Raw genomic sequence first — 24,240 nt, 5'->3', positions numbered from 1 at the left:
AAATGACCAACGCGGAACATCGCAGCTACGGCCGGCTTTAACACAGCGGTCGTCTGCCTGGCCCGCCGCTATCGGGGGCCTGAACCTTTTGGAGGGCGCACTATGGCCCGTACCGCTGCTTTGCCGGTCCTCAATGGAGAATCCGGCCTTTCTCGCTACCTCGCCGAGATCCGCAAATTCCCGATGCTGGAACCGCAGGAGGAGTACATGCTCGCCAAGCGTTGGCGTGAGCATGACGATCGCGACGCGGCACACCAACTCGTCACCAGCCATCTCCGCCTCGTGGCCAAGATCGCCATGGGCTATCGCGGCTACGGCCTGCCGATCTCCGAGGTCGTCTCGGAAGGCAATGTCGGCCTGATGCAGGCGGTGAAGCGATTCGAACCCGAGAAGGGATTCCGTCTCGCCACCTACGCCATGTGGTGGATCAAGGCGTCGATTCAAGAGTACATCCTCCGTTCGTGGTCGCTCGTGAAGATGGGCACCACCGCGAACCAGAAGAAGCTGTTCTTCAACCTGCGCAAGGCGAAGAGCAAGATCAACGCGCTGGACGAAGGCGATCTCCGCCCCGACCAGGTCAAGTTGATCGCCAAGCGCCTCGGCGTCACCGATCAGGACGTGATCGACATGAACCGCCGCCTCGGCGGCGATGCGTCGCTCAACGCACCGATCCGCGACGATGGCGAAGCCGGCGAATGGCAGGACTGGCTGGTCGACAACACGCCCAACCAGGAAGCCATGATGGCGGAGCACGAGGAGTATGATCACCGCCGTGACGCGCTGAACGGCGCCATGGGCGTGCTCAACCCGCGCGAACGCCGCATCTTCGAGGCCCGCCGCCTCGCCGATGAGCCGATGACGCTGGAAGACCTTGCTGCCGAGTTCGGCGTGTCGCGCGAGCGCGTCCGCCAGATCGAGGTCCGCGCCTTCGAGAAGGTGCAGTCCGCGGTCAAGGGCACGATCGCAAAGGCCGAACAGGCCGCGCTGGAAGCCGCGCATTAAGCGCGGCGGCTCAGCGCCAGAGATTGGCGGATCGAAAGAGACGAAAAGCCGGCGGCAACGCCGGCTTTTTTGTTGGTGTGATGCGAACTGCGCCCGATAGCGGTGCGTGTGGGCACACCGCCTACTCCCCCCATTGCCTTGCCATCGTCGCGAGCGTGCAGCCTTCGCAATAGCGGGCGTCCTTGTAGTCGATCCAGTTGTGCGCGTAGACCCGCTCGAGCGGGATGTCGTAGCGCGCGCGCAGCACTTTCACGAGGATCCTCCACGCCGCGACCTGTGCCTCGGTCGGCCCCGCCGTCACGTCGGGATAATTGCCGGCGAACTCGACGCCGATCGAATTGTCGCGCACCACCTGGCGGTAGGTCGGACGGTTGTCGATGTACTTGTTGTCGTTGCGGTTGGCGCCGTCGCCGTGGGTCGGCACGAGGTTCTCGGCGACGGCCCAATAGACCGTGCCGTCGGTCTCGACCCAGACCGTGACGCCGCGCCGCGTCGGGTTCTTCGCCTGGGCCTGCGCGCCGCCGCGGGCAGAGCCCGCAGGTCCCTCGGTCTGGTGCACGATGATGTTGCGCCAGGGTCTTGCGTTGCGGACCTCGCCCCAAGGCGCCAGCCAGACGATCTTCAGGCCGGGAATGACGGGCGTGCCGGAGGCGCGCGCGAGCCTGGCGAGCTCGGCATCCGCAGCAGCGGCGGGGACGATCGGAAGGAGAGCGGCCAACACGGCCGCGAGCAGGCGAAATATCATCATGCAGGGTCCAATGCGACCCAAGCCTAACAGGCTTTACGCGAATGTCCTCACCGTCCCGACAGACTCGGGCGATAACGGCGGGGTGGGGTCATAGACCGCAAAATCGTTCTTGCCGTTCTTCTTGGCCGCATAGAGGGCATGGTCGGCATTGGCCATCAGGCGGTCCGGGAATTCCCCGATGCCGCGATCCCACTCCGCAACCCCGATCGAGATCGCGATCGGAATGTCGCGGCCGCTGCAGCTGGCGGCATCCTGCCGGCAGACCTCGAGCACGCGGCGGGCGATCGCGGCAGCCTCGCGCAGCGACGAGGACGGCAGCACGATGCAGAACTCGTCGCCACCGGTGCGGGCGAGCATGTCGCCGGGCCGCAGGCGCGTCTGCGCCATCAGGGTGAAGTGCTTGAGGCAGGCATCGCCGGCGGCATGGCCATGGGTGTCGTTGATGGTCTTGAAGCCGTCGAGGTCGATCAGCAGCAGCGAGAACGGCTCACCGCTGCGCCCCGAACGGGCGCATTCCTCGGTCAGGCGCTGCAAGAGATGCCGCCGGTTGGCAACGCCGGTGAGATCGTCGAGCAACGCGAGGTCGGCAACCTCGCCCCGCAACCGGTCCATCGCCATCAGCAGGAAACCGAAATTGAGCGTCATCGACAGGAACAGCAGCCCGAGCACCATGATCGCATGGGCCTGGCCGCCGGCGCGCGCCGAGAGATCGTAGCCGAGCAGATTGCCCACGGTGCGCACGAGCAGGATCGCGATGATGCTGAGGATGACGATGCCGGACAGCTTGGCGCCCGGACTGACGCGGCCTTCCGGCGACAACAACAGACGCAGCGCCAGCATCAGCGGCAGGGCCTGACCGAACGTGTAGCTGAGCATGCGCAGCTGCATGTGCTCGAATCCGACCATGAAGAGCACGACGCCGACAAGGCTCAAGCACCCCGTCGCGGTCATCAGGCGCCACGAGACCGGCCGGTCGTAGAAGCGCTGAATTCCCATGGCGGCAAGGCAGCTCGCAGCGATGACACCGCCGGCGCCGAGCAGCAGCGGCAGGGGAGAGGCGACGAACAGACGGATCAAGGCCGTCATCGCGCCGGCGGCACCGACGAAGGCCGATGCCATCCAGAACCGCGCAGCCGCGAAATTCGGATAGGAACGCGTCACGTAGGCCCAGATCACGCCGAGCGCCAGGAAGTTGACGACGAAGACCGTCCACAATGTCGGTACGTTCAGCATGACGCGTACAGCACGCGCAGCGTCCCGCCCCCCGATCCCGGCAGCCGTCCGTCCATGACCCATCCCCGTTTTCTTGCGGAAGACAATGCGATGGTTGCGCTTAATGGAGTCTCACTGCGGCTCGCGAAAACGCGCCCTTGGTTTTGGATTCATGAACGGCACGCGGCTATTGCCGGATCGTTAAGGCTGTCGCGGCCGATGGCCGTGCTGACGCGTGGAGCGGATTCGCGCCAAAAATCACCCGAAAGTGCATCTGAGCTGTGGATAACAGGATGACACGGATGTGACGACGCGGGGCAGCCGGCTCCGAATCTGCTGAGTTTGTCGTCGAGGATGTTGCGAGGCTGGCCCTCCGCCGAGCACCCTCGTGTCGCGTTCCACCATTAACCCTTGAGAGGATACTATGGCTAAGAAAGCGAAGAAGGCGGCGAAGAAGAAGGCGAAAAAGGCCAAGAAGGCGAAGAAGAAGTAACGAGGCTTCTGCTTCTTTGCCCGGGTGGAGTGAGCTCCGCCCGGGCGTCGGGTCGATCGAAGGTGGCGGGCGCAAGGCCCGCTTTTTTATTGTGCGAGAGTTCGAAGTGTACCCGCTCTAACAGCGTCATGGCCGGGCTTGTCCCGGCCATCCACGCCTTGCCGCACAGTCCGAAGAGCGTGGATGCCCGGGACAAGCCCGGGCATGACGAGACCTTTCGAGAGGTAAAGAAGAAGCTATCGCTCCGACAACGCCAGCTTGGCGCCGAGCGCGGCGAAGCCGGCGGCAAAGGAGCGGCGCAGCCAGGCCATGACGGCCGGGCGGGAGATGACGCGCTCGCGCACCGCGGCGGCGCAAAAGCCGTAGAGGACGAACACCGCGAAGGTCATCACCATGAAGGCGCCGCTCAATTCCAGCATGCGCGCCAGCACATGGACCTCGTCCGCCGCGACGAATTGCGGCAGGAAGGCGAGGAAGAAGATCGACAGTTTTGGATTGAGGATGTTGATCAGGAAGCCGGTGACGATGACGCGGCTGCTCGACCGCTCGCGGATGTCGCCGCCAACCGCCAGCGCCCCGGTCTCGCGCAGCGCCTGCCAGGACATGTAGAGCAGATAGGCGACGCCGCACCATTTCAGCGCGGCGAAGGCGAGCGCGCTGGTGTGGAGCACGGCGGCAAGACCGAGCATCGCCGCCGCCATGTGCGGCACGATGCCGAGCGTGCAGCCGAAGGCGGCCGCCACGCTGGCGCGCGAACCGCGGGTCAGCGCCGCAGCGAGCGTGTAGAGCACGCCGGTGCCGGGGGAAGCGACGACGATGAGCGAGGTGAGCAGGAAGGACCAGGTCATGGGCCGACCTTATCACCGCAGCGCGCTGCGAGAAAGCGGGCGCGTCAGGACAGCTGAGCGATCTCGGCCTCGCGCAGCACGTCGAGCGGCGCCCAGGGCTTGGCCCAGAACTTGGCGCCGTCGGGCAGGGCCTGCTTCAAGGGCCGGCCCGAGGTGACGACGACGTCGAGCTTCGGATTGCGGTCCTTGGCGACATGCGCGAGCTCGACGCCGTTCATGCGGCCGGCCAGCTGGACGTCGGTCAGCATCAGACAGAGCGCGCCGGCGTTCTTGTCGAGCACGCGCTCGGCGGCCTCGGCGCTTTCGCACTGGATGACCTGGTAGCCGCTCTCCTCCAGGAGGACGCAAAGCATCTCCCGCTGCATGGCGTCGTCTTCAACGATCAGCGCTGTCGCGCGTAATGGCGTCGCTTGTCCCATCGGCGGCTCCCAATGCATGCCCTCATAACGGATGTTAAAAACCCAGGCGGACGTGGGTTCGGTTTCATTTCAAAAAAAAGTAATTCATAGTTCCATCATCGGGGACTTGACGGGGGAACTCATGACGACGATTCGGGGCGCCGCCGCCATCACGGGAGCCGCGAGCGGCATCGGCCGGGCGCTGGCGATCGAGTTCGCCCAACGCGGCTGCGACCTCGCGCTGGCCGATCGCGACGAGGGCGGATTGAAGGCACTCGCGGCGGAGATCGGAACAGCGCGCAAGGTCAGCCTGCATCGCGTCGACGTCGGCCAGCCGAGCGACATCGCGCAGTTCGCAAGCGAGGCGGTCGCCGCGCATCCTTCCCTCGGCATCGTCGTCAACAATGCCGGCGTTGCGCTGATGGGCACGTTCGAGGAGATCGACCAGGCCCAGATGGACTGGCTGTTCGACATCAATTTCTGGGGCGTGGTGCACGGCACACGCGCCTTCCTGCCGCACCTGAAGACGATGAGCGAGGCCCACATCGTCAACCTCTCCTCGATCTTCGGCATCATCGCCCCGCCGGGCCAATCGGCCTATGCCGCGGCGAAGTTCGCAGTGCGCGGCTTCTCGGAGAGCGTGCGGCACGAGCTCAGCGTCGCGGGCAGCTCGGTGAAGATGTCGGTCGTGCATCCCGGCGGCATCGCCACCGCGATCGCGCGCAACGCCCGCACCGGCGTCGGCGTCACCGACAATGCCCGCCGCGCGCAATCGATCGAACGGTTCGAGAACGCGGCGAAGACCTCGCCGAAGGACGCGGCACTGCGCATCATCAGGGGCATCGAGCGGAACGAGCCGCGCATCCTGATCGGCAACGACGCCCGCTTCATGGACCTGCTGCAGCGCTTCCGCCCGGGAACCTATTGGGCGCCGCTGCAGCGGCGGCTGGAGAAGATGGCGAAGGGGATAGAAAAGTAGCCAGGAGCGCAACGGCCTCCACACCCACCGCTGTCATTCCCCGCGAAGTCGGGAATCCAGTACGCCGTGGCTTCTCGGCTCTAGCCGCGCCGTCTCTGGAATACTGGATCACCCGCCTTCGCGGGTGATGACACCGATGATGTGGTCACTGCCCCATCAGCCGATCGGCGAAATAGCCGATGGTCTTGCGGTACACCACCGCCCTGTTCCACTCGCGCATCGCCTCGAAGTTCGGCGTTCCCTCGCCATAAGGCTGGCCCATCTTGAAGCCGCTCGTGTGCAGGAGGTTCGCGGTCGAGGCGAGCACGTCGGGGATGCTGTGGCGGAGGTCGACATGGCCGTCGCCGTCGAAATCGACGCCGTACTTGATGTAGGACGATGGCAGGAACTGGGTCTGGCCGATCTCGCCGGCATAGGCGCCGATCATGTCGCGCAGCTGCAGGTCGCCGCGCTGCACGATCTTGAGCGCGGCGAGCAGCTCGCCCTGGAACAGATCGGTGCGGCGGCAATCATGCGCGAGCGTCGCCAGCGTGCGGACCACCGGCAGCTTGCCGGTGTCGCCCTTGCCGAAATCGCTCTCCAGCCCCCAGATCGCGACCAGGATATAGCGGGGCACGCCGAACTTCTGCTCGATGCGCGACAGCAGCGCGGCATGCCGCTGCAGCATCGCGCGCCCGCCATTGATGCGGCCGGGGCCGACGCGAGTCGAGACGTACTGCTCGAAGGTCTTGTTGAAGGTGTAACGCTGGCGCCGGTCGAAGGCGAGAACCGCAGGGTCGGGCGCAACGCCGCCGAGCGCCGCATTGGTCACGCTCGCCGAGACGCCGGCGGCCTGCGCCTCCTGCGCCATGCTGGCGATGAAGCCGTTGAAGTCGCCGCCGCAGCGGGCGGCCTGCGCCGATCCGCCGGCCAAAGACAAGACGAAGGCGGCAGCGAGAAGCAGTCTCAGCATGTGGAGCAATCCCCCAGAGAATTCCAGTGCGAAGCAGCGGGCGGATCATGCCCGGGAACGCCGTGAGCGTCAAAGCACAAGGCTTGATCCGCACCAACCGTCTCACGCCGTGCTTTCTAGACTGAGCCGAGCAGGAGAACCACACATGACCGGAATAACCTTGAGCGCCGAGCAGATCCGCAATGCGCCAGCACCAGTGCGGCAATGGATCGAGCAGGAGGTGATCGCCGCGCTCGGCCTTGCGCCACGGACGCCGGCGGCCACGCCGCCGCAAGTCTCCCATCTCGTCGCCTGCAGCGTGGAAGACATGGCCGGCGTGCTCGAGCACATCCGCGGCGTGCTTCCGGCCGTGAACGTGCTGTTCGAGCTCGGCCGCCCCGACATCAGCTTCGGCCGCCCCGCGGTGATGACGTTCCGCCTGATGGACCTCCTGCATCACACGCGCCTCTCGGACGTCAGCGAGGTCATGACGTGTCTCGAGATGATCAACCAGGCGCTAACCGAGGTGAAGAAGGACGCTTCCGTGCGGTTCTGCGGCTTCGACAATGAGGGCCATTGCCTGATCGCGCCGCAGACGCAACAGAGCATCGCGACGTTGTGGCAGACCATGATGGAGCGACAGCAGGCCGCGCGCGCCGCGCCGGCGGCGTGAGGGGAACGTCATCGCCATGCCCAATCGCCAGCAGCCTCAATCAGCCCGCTCCCTCCTCCGCATCCCGCTGTTTCGCCTGCTCGCCATCAATCTCGCGATCGGCGCCTGCGCCGCCGTGCTGCTGGTCGGCGGCCTGCTCTGGCTCAACCCCGGACATCTGCGCGAATTGATCTTCGCCGACCGCGCACCTGGCATTGCGCTCGTGCTGCTGCTCGCTTCCTTCCTCATCACCTTCGGCTCGGCCGCGATGGGCAGCGCGATCATGGCGCAGGGACGCAAAGAGCCTGGCGACAAAGGCGGCGGACGGGGATCGCGGCTCGCCGTGCAGGAGGTGGTGCACCGCCGGCGAGATTGAGGCGCGCAGCGCGAAGCGTGCGCGTCGGCGCCGAAACAAAACCGCAAAAACAACCCCATGCACAGTAGAAGTCTTGATGTGATCTTTACGATTTTTCCGAATCAACGTTGACCGTCGGGCAAAACAGTGGTATGGTGCCAACATCGCAAGACTCCATACGCTGATGCCCGCGCGCTCTCGTTGCCTTCCGAGAGCGCAGCAAGATGAACAAAGTACTTCGAGGATCCAAAGCATCTGATTTTCGAAATTGTGGGAAATCGCGATATCCATCAGCTGCATATCTGATGCGCCTGCTGCGACATCGTCGCGCGGCGATTTACCTTGCCATCGCGGCGCGCCTTCTATAGCCTTCTATTTTAGGTTGTCGCCCTGCCAGCCCCGGGCGACGCTGAAAAGATAAACGGCGGGCTTCGGCCCGCCGTTTATTGAAGGGCGTGGCGACGATCGCGAAGGTCACAACCCCGAAAGTCATTTGACTGCGGCGTCCTGATCGAGGACAAGCCGCCATGGCCAAAAAACCCGGAACCAACCCCAAAGGCGAATTCGCCTTCTTCAACGTCGTCTACGAAGACGATTCCCAACGCTCCAACCGCCGCGTCCCTTCCGAACTGCTCGGCGGCCTCGACGGCGACGAACCCGCCCGCAGCTTCATCATGGAACAGGACCGCGAGATCGCGGAAAAGAGCGGCCGCCCGGCGCTGGAGATCAAGCGGATCGAGCGGGTGGGAGCGAAGAAGAAGTAGGCGGGCACAGCGGGGCGTTCACCAGCGCCCGCTCCATTTGTTCCAGGCAAATAGCAGATCGGCAAACCGGTCATAGGCAAACCGCGTGATCGGCAGCGCCACGCGATTGCCGAACACCGCAAGCCACCCCTGCCCAGGCGTCAACCGCCACAGCGCAATCGCGACATCAGCGCCGACGACGAGCCGCCCGGCCTCATCCGTCGCGTGTAGGCGCCGCCTGATGTCGTCGAGCGAAGCGCCAAAGTGCGCCAGTGCATCGGGCTGCTCGTTGATGTCCCTAAACTCAACGGTGCCCGCGCGGACCAGCGCCAGCAGCTTGTTGCGCTGCCAGTCAATGCCGGCGTCGCAGACGGGGCAGCGGGTGTTGTAGTAGGCGGTGAGGTGGGGTGGCATCAATGAGCCTTTCTCGTCGGAATTATAGTCCGAGAGAAAGCCAGATAAACGCCTTCGGCTGAAGCTGCCGATACAAAGGCACAAAGAAGGACGACCCGACCTCGGCCCGCCGAATTGCGCGGCAGCCTCGACGGCGACGAGCCGGGCGCAACCTCATTGGGAGCAGCATCAAGAGTCGCGCAAAAGAGCGGGAGGTCGGCGCTGGAGATCGAGCGGATTGAAAGGAGGCGAAGAAGAAGCAGGGTTCGGCCCTATCCCCGTCATTGCGAGCGCAGCGAAGCAACCCAGATACGTCTGTGGGGATGGGTGGCAGAGCAGACCTGATTTGCTCAACTTGAGTTCTTCGCATTGACCCGAAGCGGACAGGATGCAGCGAATGGCAACACTATCGAGGCCTCCATTGCTCGCGGAATTGGCCGGGCGTCACGCCTGCAACCCGGCGGAATGCACGGGTAAAATGGGCGGGATCTGCGTAGCCCGAAGCAAACGCAATGTCGATGATCTTGGAATCCGTATCGCGCAAAAGCTTTCTGGCATTTTCAAACCTCACGGTATCCAACAGCCGCGAATATGTCATCCCGGCGCGAGATAGCTTGCGTTGAAGGCTGCGTGCGCTGACCCCCGCCATCTCCGCGACTTCCGCCAGCGCCGGAGGCCGCTCGTCAATGTAGGATGGAAGCATCAGCTTAAGTGCGTGGATGAAGTCAAGGTTCGAATGTTCGACAAGATCGCTCTTCGGATGTGAAGGAGCTTGATCCAATCTGTTAGGAAGGCCCAGCAATGAAACAGGTACGTCGATCCACGAGGCTTCTTGACCAGACAGGAAGCGGGACGTCGGCCAGAAAGACCGACATGCCGGACCCGGCGTGTATCGTGCCTCAAAGGCGATAGTTGCCGGTGCCCAGTCCGGACCGGCGAATTGCCGGACGATGTAAATCGGGAAAACGTTCTGAAGCCATTGTGAATGCTCGAGATGCTGAAGTCCGGCAGTGCCGGCTAGCTTGCTGCAATAGCGAACATGGTCGCCGTGGCGCTCCACCCAGTTGCTCAAGTTTGAATCTTCGAGCGAAGCCAATCTACAGGCCTGGTGCAGCGCGACGAGCAAAGTCGGGGAATGACTGATTAGATACCTGGTCTTCTCACTAAGGTGCGCGAAATTGAGCGACTTGGCAGCGTGGAATCCAAAATCTTCAATACCTTGCGACCGGCTGGCAAACTCCGCAAATTCGATCGCAGGCAAAATCGGCACGTAATGATCGGCTTTTTCCTCCAGAGAAGCGGGCAGCCGATATTTTTCCAGTAAAGAAGCGGTTGGCGCGCCGAGATTCTCCAGAATGTCAGCGAAGGGACTGAGGTGCTGACAACGCGTCAAATGAATCTTTGGCATCGGTGCGTCTCGATCAATTAATTCAGCGCACGAGCGGCGTCGCAGGACGACAACTCCCTAAACAGGGAGCGCCGACGCCCGTCACGCGCTTAGGTTATCAGGACTGCAAGGCTCTTTGCTTGCGTCTGGCTTTGCCTCCAGAGGATTGCAGTCTCAGCTCATTCCATTCGACTAACATTTTGGCGCACAATGGCCAGATGCGCCTCTGAGCTCGCCTAATCCTATGGATCGATTTTCCGCTGTAGGAGCATAGGCTTCAGGCCTGACGTCAAACGATGAGAGCCGTCCGCTTGCCTTCATCCACGGCGGTCCGCACCGCCATCGTTGCATCACTGCGGCACGGTGACGCAACCCTCGATAGCACAGCGCATGCGCTCAGAATTAGCGGGCGCACATTGCAGCGTCATCTAGAACGCATGGGCACAAGCCACAGCAAGATCCTCGACGAAGTCCGATTGGAGATTGCGTGCCGCCTGCTGGCCGATACGAGCAAGCGCTTGTCGGATATTGCAGAATTTCTAGGATACACGAACGCGAGCAGCTTCAGCCGCGCTTTCGTGCGTTTGATGAAAATTCAACCCATCGTTTATCGGCGGCAGCAACGCGGCCGCAAGCATGATCGGTCGCTCGTCCGCCGACGTTCTCACCCCACCAACCCGTTGAATGATTCCTGACGATTGGCGCGAAATGGCAAGACGCGCCGCGTGATTTGGCGCGAAATGCAGAGATGCCGCCGCCACTAGCGACGCTCTTGTCGCTTCCGAATTGCTCACGTGCTGTTCGAGGAAGAACGACCAGCCTGCAAAGGAGAGGATCATCATGACAATCCGCGTTGCCTTGATTGCGGTCTGCGCCGCTGGCTTAGTGGCAATTCCGCACAAGCTTCTTGCTCAATCTCAGGCCGAACCCAAGCCGCACATTCCGCTTGAGAAATCGATTGGTCAGGCCAAGCCGGAAGTGGTCCCATCGCTTTTTGTACTCAACTCACGCGGGGTGAGCCTGAAGGAGGGTAAGCTGGTGCTGAGTGCAATTTCTCCGAATGCGATCGTGTTTGCCGACCGGCCGGTTCGTGCCGCCGGGCATGATCTGACCTCCCGGATTGTCGAGGACTGGGGCAATGGCAGCGACAACTTCGCTAAAGACCCGCCCAACGCCACGGTGTCAGGATTCAAGAAAGACGGATCGTCGGTGTTGGATGCCGTCGTCGTGTTGAAATCCCCCAAGCTTGAAGGTGATAAGCTGACGTTCGACGTCGATATCCTCGAAGGTGATCTCGCCGGGGCGGACGGGCCGGCATCTGTCTTTATCGATATCATTGGCCGTCCGTTGACGCCGTTGTCTTTCGCCGGCGTCGCTCGCCGCACCGCCTGGCGCGGAGCGTTCTACCGCGGCGCTGCCGTGGCAGGAGCCGCTGCTGTGGCCGGGGCTACGGCGTATCCCTATTACTCACCGCGCTGCGGCTACTACCCCTATCCGCCCTGCTATTGAGCCGTTCGCCCGAGTGGCTCCGTTGCAAAGGCGTGAACTGCGAATCCACGTGACTGGTTTTCTATAGGAAGGAGATTAGCGATGAACATCACCCGTCGATCCCTTGCATTTGGCGGAATGGGGCTGCTCGCGGGAGCCGCCGCCACACGACCGGCTCTTGCCCAGGATTCATTTTTCGGAGTGGGACAAGGCCTGGAGGATTTCTGGCTGGCCAGCGACGCCTACATCTTTGGCTACCCGCTGGTGACGATGGAGATGACCCGGCGGATCATCACGAATGTCGCCGAGCCCGTCGGCACGCGCGGTCCGATGGGACACATCATCAAGCTGCGCCAGTATCCCGACGCCACCTTCAGGGATGTGACGGCACCGAATGCCGACACCTTGTACACGACATCCTTCTTCGACGTCGGAAAGGAGCCCTGGATACTCAGCATTCCGGACATGAAGGGCCGCTATTTCCTGATGCCGATGCTGGACGGCTGGACCACCGTGTTTCACGTGCCAGGTAAGCGCACCACCGGCACCGGGGCGCAGACCTACGCGATCACGGGGCCGGGTTGGAAGGGCACGCTGCCGGCGGGTGTCAAGGAGTACAAGTCGGCCACCAATATCGTGTGGCTGCTCGGCCGCATCTATTGCACCGGCACGGCGGACGATTACGCTGCGGTGCACAAGTTGCAAGACGAATGCAAGCTCGTTCCGCTCAGCGCTTATGGCAAAGCCTACACGCCCGCCGCCGGGAAGGTGGATCCAACAATCGATATGAAGACGGCGGTCCGCGAGCAGGTCAATCGCATGGACGCGGTCTCATACTTCAAGCTGCTTTGCGAGCTGATGAAGACTAATCCGCCCTACGCCGCGGACGCGCCTCAACTTGCGAAGTTTGCCCGCATCGGCATCGTCCCAGGGCAGGATTTTGATGAGAGTAAGCTGAAGGCAGACTTTCTGAGGCGCCTGCCGGAGGTGTCGTTCGACCGGATCATGCTGCAGTTCAAAATCAACAAGGCCATCAAAGACGAGAATGGGTTCGCGTTCACGACCAAGACCGGCATCTACGGCACCGACTATTTGATGCGGGCTTTGGTAACCGCGATCGGGCTTGGTGCCAACCGGCCGCAGGATGCCGTCTATCCGACCTCGCAAAAAGACGCCGACGGTCACAAGTACAGCGGCGCGAACAAGTACGTGATGCGATTTCCGAAAGGTCACTTGCCTCCAGCGGAGGGATTCTGGTCGCTTACGATGTACGACAGCGGCTATTTCTTCGTGAAGAACCCGCTCAACAGGTACTCCGTCAGCGCTCGGGAAGACTTGAAGGAGAATCCGGACGGATCAACTGATCTGTACATCCAGAAGGACTCTCCCGGCAAAGAGAAGGAGTCGAACTGGCTACCTGCGCCTGAGGGAGATTTCATCCTCATGTTGCGTATGTACTGGCCCCAGGAGACGGACCCCTCGATCATCAGCGGCACATGGACGGTCCCGGCCGCCAGAAAAGTTGGAGCCTAGAGCAGGCAATCATGCCGGCGCGCATGCGCCGGCATGATTGCTAGGCCGCTCCCAGATGCCCCACAGCACGCTGTACTCGCTTTGGGTTTTCTGGGGCGAATGACACGGCATTCGCGATGCAGGAGGCCATGATGTCGGCACTTCACCTTGGAAAAGGAAAACAGCGCGTTGGACGGAGCGCGACAAAGCCGTCTCTCTCTTCTGCGTTCAGGAATGCAGCCATTGCCTCGGCAGTCATGACGCTGTCGGTGCCTGCTGCCACGGCTTACGCCGACGAAGGTGGCGTTTCCTACTGGCTCCCTGGCCGCTTCAGCAGCCTTGCCGCCACCCCTCAAGCCCCCGGCTGGTCAATGGCAGCGGTCTACTACCACACCAGCGTAAGTGCATTCGGCACCGCGGCTGCCGCAAGGGAAATTCACGTCGGCAGAATCCCCGCAACAGTAAACGTCGATCTGAACTTGCGTCTGAATGGGCGGGGGGATCTCGTCCTGCTCAATCCTACATACACGTTCGCAACCCCCGTGCTGGGCGGGCAACTGGCCATCGGAGTGACAGGACTGTTCGGACGATCGAGCGCTGATCTAGCAGGAACGCTCACCGCAACTGTCGGCCCCCTGGCCGTGACGCGCACGGGCAGGTTCGGCGACTCGATCACGTCAGTCGGGGATCTCTACCCGCAGGCGACGCTCAAGTGGAATGCAGGCGTCCATAACTTCATGACCTACGTAACCGGAGATGTTCCCGTCGGCGCTTACAGTTCGTCCCGTCTCGCCAATCTCGGCATCGGGCATGGCGCCATCGACGGCGGCGCCGGCTACACCTACTTCAATCCGCAAACTGGCCACGAGTTTTCCGCGGTGGCGGGCCTCACCTACAATTTCAAGAATCCGGATACGCAGTACCAGAACGGCATCGATCTTCACGTTGACTGGGGAGCCTCGCAGTTTCTGTCAAAGCAAACTTTCGTCGGCCTCGTTGGTTATGCCTATCAGCAGATAACTGATGACTTTGGCCAGCATCCCGCCCTAGGCGGCTTTCGGTCCCGAGTCTTCGCAGTTGGTCCGCAGATTGGCTTTCTATTTCCGGTAGGCGATATGCAGGGGTATTTGAATCTGAAGGGATATGGCGAGTTCGCTGCGGAGAATCGGCCGGCTGGCTGGAACACTTGGCTGACGTTCTCAATATCGCCGATAGCGCCGACCAGAACTGTCGCATCAACCCGGCGGATCACAAAATAGCAGCGTGGCCGCTTAGCCGATCTCGCCGACACACCATGGGTCGGTCGAACGTCTCACGTGAACATATCGAACTGAGCTGGTTATCTGCGTAGCCTCGAACCTTCCACCTGCTGAACAAAGCTGGCGTGAAGGTAGTCGAGAAGATCTACCTGCATCGAAATCCCGCACTTTGAAGAAGGAAAGTCGCCCCCCGGACCGGCACTTCCGCTTTCGGCCCATCTCGGAAGTCGGGCACCGTCCGCACTTTTGTTGCTGTTGGAATGGAATCGGACATGGGTAGGGCAATCGCCTGGTGGATTGCTTCGTCGCAAGCGCTCCTCGCAATGACGGGGCGAGAGCCGAGTCAAAGAAAAACGGCGGGCTGTTGGCCCGCCGTTTTCGTTCGGATTGAAATCGGATCAATTATCCAAAAAGCTCCGCAGCTTCCGGCTCCTCGACGGATGCTTCAGCTTCCGCAGCGCCTTCGCTTCGATCTGGCGGATACGCTCGCGCGTCACGCTGAACTGCTGTCCGACTTCCTCCAGCGTGTGGTCGGTATTCATGCCGATGCCGAAACGCATGCGGAGCACGCGTTCTTCGCGCGGGGTGAGCGATGCCAGGACGCGCGTGGTGGTCTCGCGCAGGTTGGACTGGATCGCGGCGTCGATGGGCAGGATCGCGTTCTTGTCCTCGATGAAATCGCCGAGATGTGAATCCTCTTCGTCACCGACGGGCGTCTCCAGCGACAGCGGCTCCTTGGCGATCTTGAGGACCTTGCGCACCTTCTCCAAGGGCATGCCGAGCTTTTCGGCGAGCTCCTCCGGGGTCGGCTCGCGGCCGATCTCGTTGAGCATCTGGCGGGACGTGCGCACGATCTTGTTGATGGTCTCGATCATGTGCACGGGGATGCGGATGGTGCGGGCCTGGTCGGCGATGCTGCGGGTGATCGCCTGCCGGATCCACCACGTGGCGTAGGTCGAGAACTTGTAGCCGCGGCGGTACTCGAACTTGTCGACCGCCTTCATCAGGCCGATGTTGCCTTCCTGGATCAGGTCGAGGAACTGCAGGCCGCGGTTGGTGTACTTCTTGGCGATCGAGATCACGAGACGGAGGTTGGCTTCCACCATCTCCTTCTTGGCCTGGCGGGCCTCGCGCTCGCCCTTCTGCACGGAATGCACGATCTTGCGGAACTCGACGATCTCGAGGCCGGTCAGCGCGGCGAGCTGATGCACCTCGTGGCGGAGGTCCTTGATGCGGTCCTTCTCGTGGTGGACGAAGTTCTTCCAGCCCTTGGCCGACAATTTCGAGACGCGGTTGAGCCAGCGCGGATCGAGCTCCGAGCCGGTATAGTTGCGCAGGAAATCCTCGCGCGCGACGCCGTGACTGTCGGCAAGGCGCATCAGGCGGCCCTCATGCGAGACGAGGCGCTTGTTGATGTCGTAGAGCTGCTCGACGAGGCTGTCGATGCGCGCCTGGTTGAGGCGCAGCGACTTCACCTCGACGATGATCTCGTCCTTCAGCTTCTTGTACTTGCGCTCCTGGTGCGGCGAGAGCGACTCGTTCTGGAGCTGGTTCTGGATGTCCTGCTCCTGAAGCTTGCGCAGCTTCTTGTAGCTATCGGCGATGCGATCGAAGATCTCGACCACCTTCGGCTTGAGCTCGGCCTCGATCGCCGCGAGCGACATCTGGTTCTCGAACTCGTCGTCGTCCATGTCGGACTCGGCGGCGGCCTCGCCCGGATCCTTCTCCTCGCCCTCGGGGGCGGCCGCGGGCGCGGCGCGGAACGGCGTCGGCGACGGGGGCGCGGCAGGCGGCGCGACATGCGCGGGCGCAGCGGCGGACGCGGTGGCTTCGCCGCCCTCGGCCGAGGCTTCGCCGCCCTCGCCATTGGGTCCTGCGATCATCGCGGCGTTCATGCCGCCCTTGGCATCCGGGCCGGCATAGGTGGCTTCGAGATCGATGATGTCGCGGAGGAAGATCTTGCCTTCGTTGAGCTCGTCGCGCCAGATGATGATGGCCTGGAAGGTCAGCGGGCTTTCGCAGAGACCCGCGATCATCGCCTCGCGGCCGGCCTCGATGCGCTTGGCGATCGCGATTTCGCCTTCGCGGGAGAGCAGCTCGACCGTGCCCATCTCGCGCAGATACATGCGCACGGGATCGTCGGTGCGCTCGCCAGGCTCGCTCTTCTTGACCTCGGTGACGGCCTTCTGGGTGACCTCGACGAGCTCGTTATCGGTCTCGTCGTCGCCCTCGTCCTTCTCTTCCTCGCCTTCGGTGTCGTCGGCTTCGGTGACGTTGATGCCCATGTCCGAGAGCATCGACATGATGTCCTCGATCTGTTCGGGCGAGGTCTGGTCGGACGGCAAGACTTCGTTGAGCTGATCGAAGGTCACGAAGCCGCGCTTCTTGGCCTGCTTGATCATCTTCTTCACGGCCGCGTCGGACAGATCGAGCAAGGGCGAGGGCGCGTCCTGGGAATCCTTCTCCGGCGCATCCGCTGCCTTGTCGTCTTTTTCCTTGTCCTTCGCCTGCAGCGTCTTTGCCTTGGTGGCCATCCATTGCTCCTAAACGCGCTTCATGCGAGACGCGCCGCGCCTTCGCGTGAATTCACATGAACCTGTTGCTCGACGCTCTCGCTTCGGCAGCTCTCGACACGGAAAGGGCGGCGCACAAACCTCTCGCCACCCCCAACTCTCTCTCGCCGGAATTGCCTAACGCTTCGTCAGCCTCTTTGTCGCGGCGGATGCAGGTGTAGTGCCAACAGCGATTGCGCGGATTCATTCCTGACGCGTCTGTTATGCCTGCGGCCGCCTCTGGGCCAAAGTGCTACAAGACCGTTAAGCCTCGATTAACCCTGTTTTTGCCGCCAAACCTAGGATTTGGCGAGTCTTTTAGCGGTTCCAGCCGTGGCCGTCCGCATGTTTCTTTCATCACATGCTCTTCTGGAGCCGGCCAGACAGCTCGCCAAAACCCTCGATCAGGGCCTCGGTACCGTCGACTTCCCCTATCCGAGCCTTGACGTCACGCAGCCACGCCAAATTGGCCTCGCTGGGATCCTCCCCCAAGGCCAGCTCGGCGTCTTTCAGCTCTCTAAGTAGTGAATGCCATTGCCGATGCAAGGCAACCAGCTGGTGCCAGGTGGCAAGAACGTCGTCCCGCGCCGCGCCCTCGCGGGCGGCCCACACCGCCTGGGTCGTGATGACATTCTCAACCCTTTGAAGAGTTTGAGAAAATCCGCCCTTTGCGAGGTCGCCGCGCATCTTTTCGGCCTGCTCGCCGGGGTCCGGCGAGTGGTGATGGTCGTTGGCGAAGGCGGCGATGATGCCGGCCCGGAGCTTGTGGGCCTCGGGATGGGCCAGCTCCAGAGCGGCGACCTCCTCCAGATGCTCGTGCAGCAGCCAGGGGTGGTTGATCAGGCATTGCAGGATCAGCGCCTCCCGGCGGGAGATGGCGCTGCGCTGGCCCCGCAGGATCGGGCTTGCCGCCAGCTGCGGGCTCGCCGCCTGATAGGGGCCGGATGGCAGCGGGGTCGGACCCGGGGCGCCGCGGCGGCCGCCGAACCCTTGTCCGCCGAATCGATTCGCCCCGCCCCGCGGCTGGAACGGGCGGCCGCCACCGGGGCGGAAATTGCCCCGGCCGCCAAAGCCGCGCCCGCCTTCGGGCGCGAAGGTGCGCTGCAGCCGCTCGACGAATTCGTCGCGATAATAGCGCCGCACCACCTCATCGCGGATGCCGTTCGTGAGCTCCCTGATGCGCGCCTCCAGCGCGGCGCGCCGCTCGGGCGTGGCGAAATTGCCGCCCTCGAGCTCGCGCGACCAGATCATGTCGGCGAGCGGACGGGCGGCGGCGATGACCTCCTCGATCGCGCCGCGCCCGCCCGAGCGCACGAGATCATCGGGGTCCTGCCCTTCCGGCAGCAGCGCAAAGCGAAGACTCTTGCCGGGCGCGAGGAACGGCAAGGCAAGGTCCGCAGCACGATAGGCCGCCTTCTGTCCGGCGCGGTCGCCGTCGAAGCAGAGGATCGGCTCGTCCGCCATCTTCCAGAGCAGCGCGAGCTGGCTTTCGGTGAGCGCGGTGCCGAGCGGCGCGACGCTGCCGGCAAAGCCCGCGGCGACCATGGCGATGACGTCGACATAGCCTTCGACCACGATCAGTGGGCTGCCGTCATGGGTGGCTTTGCGCGCGGTCTGGTGGTTGTAGAGATTGTCGCCCTTGTGGAAGAGCGGCGTCTCCGGCGAATTCAGGTATTTGGCCGGAACGTCCTTCTCCAGCGCGCGCCCGCCGAAGGCGATGACGCGGCCGCGCAGATCGGTGATCGGAAACATCACGCGATCGCGGAAGCGATCGTAGGGAACGGGGATGTCGTCGCCGCCGATCAACAGACCGGTCTCGACCATGTCCTCGACGGAGACGCCGAGCTTGCCGAGATGCTCCTTCAGCGCGAATCTTTCGCCCGGCGCATAGCCGAGGCGGAACTGCAATTGCGTCGCCGGCGAAATGGCGCGATCGGCGAGATAGCCGCGCGCTTTCGCGCCCACGCGCGAGGCCAGCGTCTCGGCGAAGAATTTCGCCGCGAGATCCATCACGTCATGCAGCGAGCGCCGCCGCTGCTCCTCGCGCGCGGCGTTGGGCGTCACCGCCGGCAGCGGCAGGCCCGCCATATTGGCGAGCCGCTCCACGGCTTCCGCGAACGGCAGGCCGTCGGTCTCCATCACGAAGGTGATGATGTCGCCGTGCTTGCCCGAGGAGAAGTCGTGATAAAAACCCTTCTGATCGTTGACGTAGAAGGACGGCGTCTTCTCCTGCTGGAACGGCGACAGCCCCTTCCACTCGCGCCCGGCCTTCTTCAGCTTGACGCGCTTGCCCACGACCTCGGAGACCGAAAGCCGGGCACGAAGCTCGTCGAGGAACTGGGGCGTGAAGCGCATGGGGCGAGTTTAGCCGAGCGTTTGAGTTGGGCGAAGGATCAGGGATATAGGGACGGCCCGGTCAAAGGCCAGGTTTGTCGGGCTTATCCGCGCTGTTCACAGCCCTCCGTCATTCCGGGGCGCCCCGAAGGGGCGAGCCCGGAATCCATCGAGCCACTGGAATGCTGGGAGAAATGGATTCCGGGCTCGCGCTGCGCGCGCCCCGGGATGACGAGCCACTTGAACCGCGCCCGGTTCCACGCTTCCATACCGCCATGTTCAGGACCTTTCGGGGCGGCCAGACCGGGGGTTGGCGGGTGACCTCGCTCTCGCCTGTGACGGGCGAGTCCCTGCCCTTCGTGCCGGCGCTGTCGGTGACCGACAGCGAGGCCGTCTCGTTGCCGCTGGTGCCCTCGCGCAATGCCTGGCGGCTGGTCGGCGTTGCCAGCAGCCTGCGCTACACCGAGCGGGCCGAGAAGCAGCAGCTCGTCGCCGTGCAGGCCGGCCTCGGCCGGCTGGAGGCCACCAGCGCGGCACTGATCCCGATCCGCAAATCGCAGGCCTGGTGGGAGCTGACCCAGGAAGAGCGCCGCAAGATTTTTGAGGACAAGTCGCACCACATTGCCAGCAGTCTTCGTTTTCTGCCCGCGATCGCGCGCCAGCTCTATCATTGCCGCGACCTCGGCGGCCCCTTCGATTTCCTGACCTGGTTCGAATTCGCCCCCGTGCACGCCTCGCTGTTCGAGGAGCTGGTGGCGATGCTGCGGCGGACCGAGGAGTGGAGCTATGTCGAGCGCGAGGTCGACGTGCGCGTGGTGAAGGAAGTGCTGTCGGCATAGAGCATGATCCGGAAAAGTGCGCAGCGGTTTTCCGAGAAGATCACGCTCGAGAATATCTAGCGATCAAGGAAGCGCCCGGACTCGATGCGCGGCAGATCGGTAACCGGCCAATTGTAGACGTAGGTCCAGGCCTTCCCGGTGGTGCCGTCGGGCAGCGTCACCTCGATCATCTGCCGCAGATATTCCGTCGGTTCGGGAAAGCCCTCGCCGCAAGCCTCGTACATGTCGAGCTCGCGCAGGAGCTCGTCCGGCACGCGCAGCTGAAACAGCTCACCATGGACGATGTCCGACGGCGTCTCGGAGAGCAGCAATCCCGGATAGTGCTTCACCAGAACGAGCCGGCCGCGACAGGTGGCTTCACTGATGAATTCCGCATGGGCCGCGAGCAGCCGCGCCATCGGGTGGTCGAAGCCGCGCATCAGGGTGCCGTAAACGAAAAGTCGATCCGAGCTCATGCCGTTCCAACGTTGCGGCATCGGTGCGATACCGCTACTCCGTTTACACAGTTTGTCATTCCATAGGCAAATCAGGATGGCTTTGGATATAGCCGACGCAACCGACCAGCTGCTCGGCGAGGGCGACATTCCGCCCGTGCATGAGGTGAATACGGCAGGGACATCGCCGTTCCTGCTCACCGCGGACCATTACGGACGGGTGCTGCCCCGCGCGCTCGGCGATCTCCGCGTCGCGGAGAGCGATCTTGTCAGGCACATCGCCTGGGACATCGGCATCGCCGGCGTCGCCGAGCGGCTCGCCGCGATGCTCGATGCGCATCTGATCGCGCAACGCTATTCGCGGCTGGTGATCGACTGCAACCGCCCGCCGGGCGTCGCAAGCTCGATTCCCGTGATCTCCGAGGCGACCGCCATCCCCGGCAATGAGGATCTGTCGGCCGCGGCCAAGGAAATGCGCCGGCGCGAGATCTTCGATCCTTATCACCGCCGGATTAGCGCTGCGATCGATGCGCGCATCAGGGCGGGCAGGCCGACGGTGCTGGTGGCGCTGCACAGCTTCACGCCGGTCTTTTACGGCGAGCCGCGGCCCTGGCACATCGGCACGCTCTATCACCGCGACACGGTGCTGCCGCGGCTGATGCTGCAGCATTTGCGGGCCGAGAGCGCGCTCGTCGTCGGCGACAACCAGCCTTATGCGGTGAGCGACATCACCGACTACACGATTCCAATCCACGGCGAGGCGCGCGGCCTCGTCAACACCGGCATCGAGATCCGCCAGGACCTGATCACTGAGGAGAGCGGCCAGCAGCAATGGGCCGAGCGGCTGGCGCGGATCCTGCGCGAGATCGAGGCCACGCTGCGCGAGCAGAGAATGAGTTAAGCGGTCACTTCGCCCGCGTCAGTGCCAGCCAGATGCCGCCGCCGATCATGAAGCCGCCTGAGATGCGCGACACCATCCGCGTTCGCCGCGCCGAGAAGAATTTTCGGGCGCGCCCGGCGGCAATCGCGTAGAGCGCATCAGTCATCACCGCCGTCACCATGAAGGTGGCACCCAGCAGCGCAACCTGCGGGAAATGCGGCTGGCTCATGTCCATGAACTGCGGGATGAAAGCGCCGAAGAACACCAGCACCTTGGGGTTCGACAGCAGCACCAGGAATCCCTGCAGGAAGAAGCCGCCGCGCGGCGGCGGAGGCGGCGCATCGACATCGACGCCTTCGACCGGCTCCCAGATCAGCTTGATGCCGAGCCAGATCAGATATGCGGCGCCGGCAAAGCGCACCCAGTCGAACCAATAGCCCATGGTCGCCATCAGCGAGGTCAGGCCGATCGCGACGATGCCGATGACGATGGCAAGCCCGGCCTGCGCGCCGGCCACGTTGATGAGCGCCGCACGCGTGCCGTGGCGCAGGCCATTGGCGATGACGAGGGTGACGATCGGCCCCGGCAGCAGCGCCAGCGCAATGCAGGCGGCGACGAAGGCGAGGTAGGCTTGCATGGACATCATGGGAGGGACTCGCTGAAGGCGGTTTCGCCGCATTAATGCATGGCGAGCGCTGGAACGGAAGACGCGTCAGTCGCTCCAAGCCGATCCCTTGACATGCAACCATTTAGTTGCCTATTATCGCCGCCATGGATGAGGTCTTCAAGGCGCTCGCGGATAGCTCGCGACGTTCGCTGCTCGACAGGCTTCACGCCAGAAACGGCCAGACACTGAACGAGCTCTGCGAGGGGCTTGCGATGACGCGACAGGCCGTCACCAAGCACCTTGCCATCCTGGAGGAAGCGAACCTCATCACCACCATCAGGCATGGACGCGAGAAGCTGCACTACCTCAACCCGGTGCCGATCCATCAGATCGGCGAACGCTGGATCAGGAAGTTCGAGCGCAGCAAGCTCGCCGCGCTCAACGAGCTGAAACGTCAGTTGGAGAACGGCGACGAGTGAGTCCGCTCAACGAAGGATTTGATGCACGATGAACCTCGATCAATTCAAGCCGCTGACCGTCTACACCATCTACATCGCCTCGACGCCCGAGAAGGTGTGGGAGGCGCTGACGTCCGCCGAGTTCAGCCGGAAATATTTTTCCGGCTTTGCGGTGGAGATGGAGCCGAAGCTCGGCGGCAGTTTCGTCGTGCACGCGCCCGACGGCTCCGAGCACATCCGCGGCGAAGTGTTCGAATACGATCCGCCGAGGAGGCTCACGGTGAGCTGGAACGTCAATTGGCCGGACCTCGTGGAAAAGCTCGGCACCACCATCGTCACCTACGAGATCGAGCAGGCCGGCGAAGCCGTCCGCCTCACCCTGAGCCAACGCCACGACCGCGAGCTCAGCGACGACATCCTTTCCGGCGGCCGCACCGGCTGGCCCGCGATCCTCTCCGGATTGAAGAGCCTGCTGGAGACCGGCAAGGCGCCGCATATCGAGATGTCCCCGCCGGTGCGGTTGCTGGAGGCGCTGAAGGCGATGGGGATCAAGGTGCCGTAATTGAAGAAGGACAAGCGTAGGTCGCTTCTTCCCCTCTCCCCTTGTGGGAGAGGGTGGCTCGCCGCGAAAGCGGCGAGACGGGTGAGGGTCTCTCTCCGCGCACACTTCTCTCAATGAGTCCGCGGAGAGAGACCCCTCATCCGGCGCTTCGCGCCACCTTCTCCCACAAGGGGAGAAGGAAGAGCGCCGACACTAAGCCACCGGCGCCACCAACCGGCGGTACAGATGCCATGTCGCATGCCCGAGCACCGGCAGCGTGACCACCAGCCCGAGAAAATAGGGCAGCGCCGAGACGATCAGCAGCATCACGATCAATGCGGCCCAACCGATCATCGGCAGCGGGCTCGTCACCACCGCGCGCACGCTCGTCACCATGGCCGTGACGAAATCGACCTCGCGATCGAGCAGCAGCGGGAACGACACCACGGTCAGCGAGAACAGGATCAGCGACAGCACGGCCCCGACCGCATTGCCGATGGCCAGGAACAAGAGGCCCTCGCTGGTCGTCAGCACCACCGTCATGAATTCCTGCAAGCTCGAGAACGAGGCGTTGAGGCCGAGCAGCAGCGCGATCAGGAGCCGCACCTGGTACATCCAGACCACGAAGACGAACAACGTCACGAAGGCCATCCAGCCGATCTCGCTGCGCGAGCGGATCGCGGACCAGATCGCAGCGAACGAGACCGGCTCGCCGCGCTCACGGCGCCGGCTGACTTCGTAGAGGCCGATCGCAACGAACGGTCCGATCAACGCAAAACCGGCAGCGAGGGGATAGACCAGGTAGACCATGCCGAAGGCAGTGAGACAGAGCATGATGACGATGCCGCCGGCGGCATAGAGCGCGCCGAAGCAGAGACCGTAGAGCGGCAGCGCCTGGAAATCGCGGAGGCCCTCGACCAGCGCCTCGGCGATGTCGACCGCCGCCACTGGACGCACCACCGGATCGACCTTGCCCGAGATGGACATCAGCTTCCTCCGCACATCGGCGCGATCTTCGTCGCGCGCATGCCGCGATATTAGCGCCGCCGCGCGGCGCAACTTGAAGCCGGCCAGCGCGAAGGGTAGCAGCGAAGGGACGATGCTCGCACGGCGAAATCGTTAGCCTTTCGCGCGATTTTTGCACCGACCGCTATGGACGGGGCAGATGATCGTGCCGCAAATTGCACCTCCGAAT

At 63.2% G+C, this 24,240-nt stretch carries 25 protein-coding genes; 13 read left to right on the top strand and 12 right to left on the bottom strand.

The features are described from left to right. Positions 1-102: 102 nt before the first annotated feature. Positions 103-1,002 (top strand): RNA polymerase sigma factor RpoH, encoded by a 900-nt coding sequence (gene rpoH, locus N2605_RS03245; RefSeq protein ID WP_036009602.1) that lies wholly within the window; start codon positions 103-105, stop codon positions 1,000-1,002. A gap of 121 nt (positions 1,003-1,123) precedes the next feature. Here rpoH and N2605_RS03240 read toward each other — a convergent pair whose 3' ends face one another. The 4 genes from N2605_RS03240 to N2605_RS03225 all read right to left on the bottom strand — a co-directional run bounded on the left by N2605_RS03240 (position 1,124) and on the right by N2605_RS03225 (position 4,722). Further along, positions 1,124-1,750: a peptidoglycan recognition protein family protein gene (locus N2605_RS03240; RefSeq protein WP_225189163.1), complete on the bottom strand. Its 627-nt coding sequence runs from the start codon at positions 1,748-1,750 to the stop codon at positions 1,124-1,126. 33 nt (positions 1,751-1,783) lie between these two features. Then, a complete protein-coding gene (locus tag N2605_RS03235; RefSeq protein ID WP_260345825.1) occupies positions 1,784-2,983 on the bottom strand; it encodes a GGDEF domain-containing protein in 1,200 nt (399 codons plus the stop codon). 708 nt (positions 2,984-3,691) lie between these two features. Further along, positions 3,692-4,303, bottom strand: a complete 612-nt coding sequence (locus tag N2605_RS03230) for a LysE family translocator (protein WP_260345823.1) — start codon at positions 4,301-4,303, stop codon at positions 3,692-3,694. Positions 4,304-4,347: 44 nt separating this feature from the next. Further along, a complete protein-coding gene (locus tag N2605_RS03225) occupies positions 4,348-4,722 on the bottom strand; it encodes a response regulator (protein WP_036009616.1) in 375 nt (124 codons plus the stop codon). A gap of 121 nt (positions 4,723-4,843) precedes the next feature. On the opposite strand from N2605_RS03225, the gene N2605_RS03220 reads away from it, so the two are divergent. Then, complete coding sequence (locus N2605_RS03220) at positions 4,844-5,680, top strand: SDR family NAD(P)-dependent oxidoreductase (RefSeq protein ID WP_260345820.1); 837 nt, start codon at positions 4,844-4,846, stop codon at positions 5,678-5,680. 145 nt (positions 5,681-5,825) lie between these two features. On the opposite strand, the gene N2605_RS03215 is transcribed toward N2605_RS03220, so the two are convergent. Continuing rightward, a complete protein-coding gene (locus tag N2605_RS03215) occupies positions 5,826-6,632 on the bottom strand; it encodes a lytic murein transglycosylase (RefSeq protein ID WP_225144264.1) in 807 nt (268 codons plus the stop codon). A 145-nt stretch (positions 6,633-6,777) separates the two neighbouring features. Here N2605_RS03215 and N2605_RS03210 point away from each other — a divergent pair, with 145 nt between their 5' ends. The 3 genes from N2605_RS03210 (at position 6,778) to N2605_RS03200 (ending at position 8,382) form a co-directional block, all read left to right on the top strand. Next, positions 6,778-7,284 carry a hypothetical protein gene (locus N2605_RS03210; protein ID WP_260345818.1) on the top strand — a complete coding sequence of 169 codons (507 nt, stop codon included), beginning with the start codon at positions 6,778-6,780 and terminating at the stop codon, positions 7,282-7,284. Between the two features lie 16 nt (positions 7,285-7,300). Continuing rightward, the gene (locus tag N2605_RS03205; protein ID WP_036009589.1) at positions 7,301-7,639 is read left to right on the top strand and encodes a hypothetical protein; all 339 of its coding nucleotides are present in this window, start codon (positions 7,301-7,303) and stop codon (positions 7,637-7,639) included. Positions 7,640-8,145: 506 nt separating this feature from the next. Beyond that, positions 8,146-8,382: a hypothetical protein gene (locus N2605_RS03200; protein WP_128923691.1), complete on the top strand. Its 237-nt coding sequence runs from the start codon at positions 8,146-8,148 to the stop codon at positions 8,380-8,382. 18 nt (positions 8,383-8,400) lie between these two features. Here the strand turns inward: N2605_RS03200 and N2605_RS03195 are convergent, their stop codons facing one another. Beyond that, a complete protein-coding gene (locus tag N2605_RS03195) occupies positions 8,401-8,775 on the bottom strand; it encodes a thiol-disulfide oxidoreductase DCC family protein (protein WP_260345810.1) in 375 nt (124 codons plus the stop codon). A 385-nt stretch (positions 8,776-9,160) separates the two neighbouring features. Next, positions 9,161-10,162 (bottom strand): helix-turn-helix transcriptional regulator, encoded by a 1,002-nt coding sequence (locus N2605_RS03190; protein WP_260345808.1) that lies wholly within the window; start codon positions 10,160-10,162, stop codon positions 9,161-9,163. Between the two features lie 275 nt (positions 10,163-10,437). Between N2605_RS03190 and N2605_RS36350 the strand changes: the two genes are divergently transcribed. The 4 genes from N2605_RS36350 (at position 10,438) to N2605_RS03170 (ending at position 14,400) form a co-directional block, all read left to right on the top strand. After that, the gene (locus N2605_RS36350) at positions 10,438-10,836 is read left to right on the top strand and encodes a helix-turn-helix transcriptional regulator (RefSeq protein ID WP_074448035.1); all 399 of its coding nucleotides are present in this window, start codon (positions 10,438-10,440) and stop codon (positions 10,834-10,836) included. 145 nt (positions 10,837-10,981) lie between these two features. After that, positions 10,982-11,650 carry a hypothetical protein gene (locus tag N2605_RS03180; RefSeq protein ID WP_260345806.1) on the top strand — a complete coding sequence of 223 codons (669 nt, stop codon included), beginning with the start codon at positions 10,982-10,984 and terminating at the stop codon, positions 11,648-11,650. Positions 11,651-11,731: 81 nt separating this feature from the next. Continuing rightward, complete coding sequence (locus N2605_RS03175; RefSeq protein WP_260345804.1) at positions 11,732-13,162, top strand: DUF1254 domain-containing protein; 1,431 nt, start codon at positions 11,732-11,734, stop codon at positions 13,160-13,162. Between the two features lie 236 nt (positions 13,163-13,398). Beyond that, positions 13,399-14,400: a SphA family protein gene (locus N2605_RS03170; protein WP_109145975.1), complete on the top strand. Its 1,002-nt coding sequence runs from the start codon at positions 13,399-13,401 to the stop codon at positions 14,398-14,400. A 398-nt stretch (positions 14,401-14,798) separates the two neighbouring features. Here the strand turns inward: N2605_RS03170 and rpoD are convergent, their stop codons facing one another. Further along, a complete protein-coding gene (gene rpoD, locus N2605_RS03165; protein WP_036009578.1) occupies positions 14,799-16,934 on the bottom strand; it encodes an RNA polymerase sigma factor RpoD in 2,136 nt (711 codons plus the stop codon). 375 nt (positions 16,935-17,309) lie between these two features. After that, entirely contained in the window at positions 17,310-19,307 is a 1,998-nt protein-coding gene (gene dnaG, locus N2605_RS03160) for a DNA primase (protein WP_260345801.1), read from the bottom strand. Between the two features lie 254 nt (positions 19,308-19,561). Between dnaG and N2605_RS03155 the strand changes: the two genes are divergently transcribed. Then, positions 19,562-20,125 (top strand): chlorite dismutase family protein, encoded by a 564-nt coding sequence (locus N2605_RS03155; RefSeq protein WP_057027835.1) that lies wholly within the window; start codon positions 19,562-19,564, stop codon positions 20,123-20,125. Between the two features lie 56 nt (positions 20,126-20,181). On the opposite strand, the gene N2605_RS03150 is transcribed toward N2605_RS03155, so the two are convergent. Further along, a complete protein-coding gene (locus tag N2605_RS03150) occupies positions 20,182-20,580 on the bottom strand; it encodes a gamma-glutamylcyclotransferase family protein (protein ID WP_225114069.1) in 399 nt (132 codons plus the stop codon). Positions 20,581-20,656: 76 nt separating this feature from the next. Between N2605_RS03150 and N2605_RS03145 the strand changes: the two genes are divergently transcribed. After that, positions 20,657-21,460: an N-formylglutamate amidohydrolase gene (locus N2605_RS03145; RefSeq protein ID WP_260345800.1), complete on the top strand. Its 804-nt coding sequence runs from the start codon at positions 20,657-20,659 to the stop codon at positions 21,458-21,460. A gap of 4 nt (positions 21,461-21,464) precedes the next feature. On the opposite strand, the gene N2605_RS03140 is transcribed toward N2605_RS03145, so the two are convergent. After that, positions 21,465-22,085, bottom strand: coding sequence for a LysE family translocator (locus tag N2605_RS03140; RefSeq protein ID WP_081494564.1), 621 nt, complete (start codon positions 22,083-22,085; stop codon positions 21,465-21,467). Between the two features lie 125 nt (positions 22,086-22,210). On the opposite strand from N2605_RS03140, the gene N2605_RS03135 reads away from it, so the two are divergent. Together N2605_RS03135 and N2605_RS03130 are read left to right on the top strand one after the other, a co-directional pair. Beyond that, complete coding sequence (locus N2605_RS03135; RefSeq protein ID WP_036009566.1) at positions 22,211-22,525, top strand: ArsR/SmtB family transcription factor; 315 nt, start codon at positions 22,211-22,213, stop codon at positions 22,523-22,525. 28 nt (positions 22,526-22,553) lie between these two features. After that, entirely contained in the window at positions 22,554-23,066 is a 513-nt protein-coding gene (locus N2605_RS03130; protein ID WP_036009564.1) for an SRPBCC family protein, read from the top strand. A 192-nt stretch (positions 23,067-23,258) separates the two neighbouring features. Here N2605_RS03130 and N2605_RS03125 read toward each other — a convergent pair whose 3' ends face one another. Next, a complete protein-coding gene (locus tag N2605_RS03125; protein ID WP_036009562.1) occupies positions 23,259-24,032 on the bottom strand; it encodes a DUF2189 domain-containing protein in 774 nt (257 codons plus the stop codon). Between the last annotated feature and the right edge of the window lie 208 nt (positions 24,033-24,240).

Origin of the sequence: Bradyrhizobium yuanmingense, assembly GCF_025200905.1 — a bacterium.
GTDB lineage: Bacteria > Pseudomonadota > Alphaproteobacteria > Rhizobiales > Xanthobacteraceae > Bradyrhizobium > Bradyrhizobium yuanmingense.
Note: the sequence above shows the minus strand (reverse complement) of the source record. Positions and strands in the feature narration are given on the sequence as shown.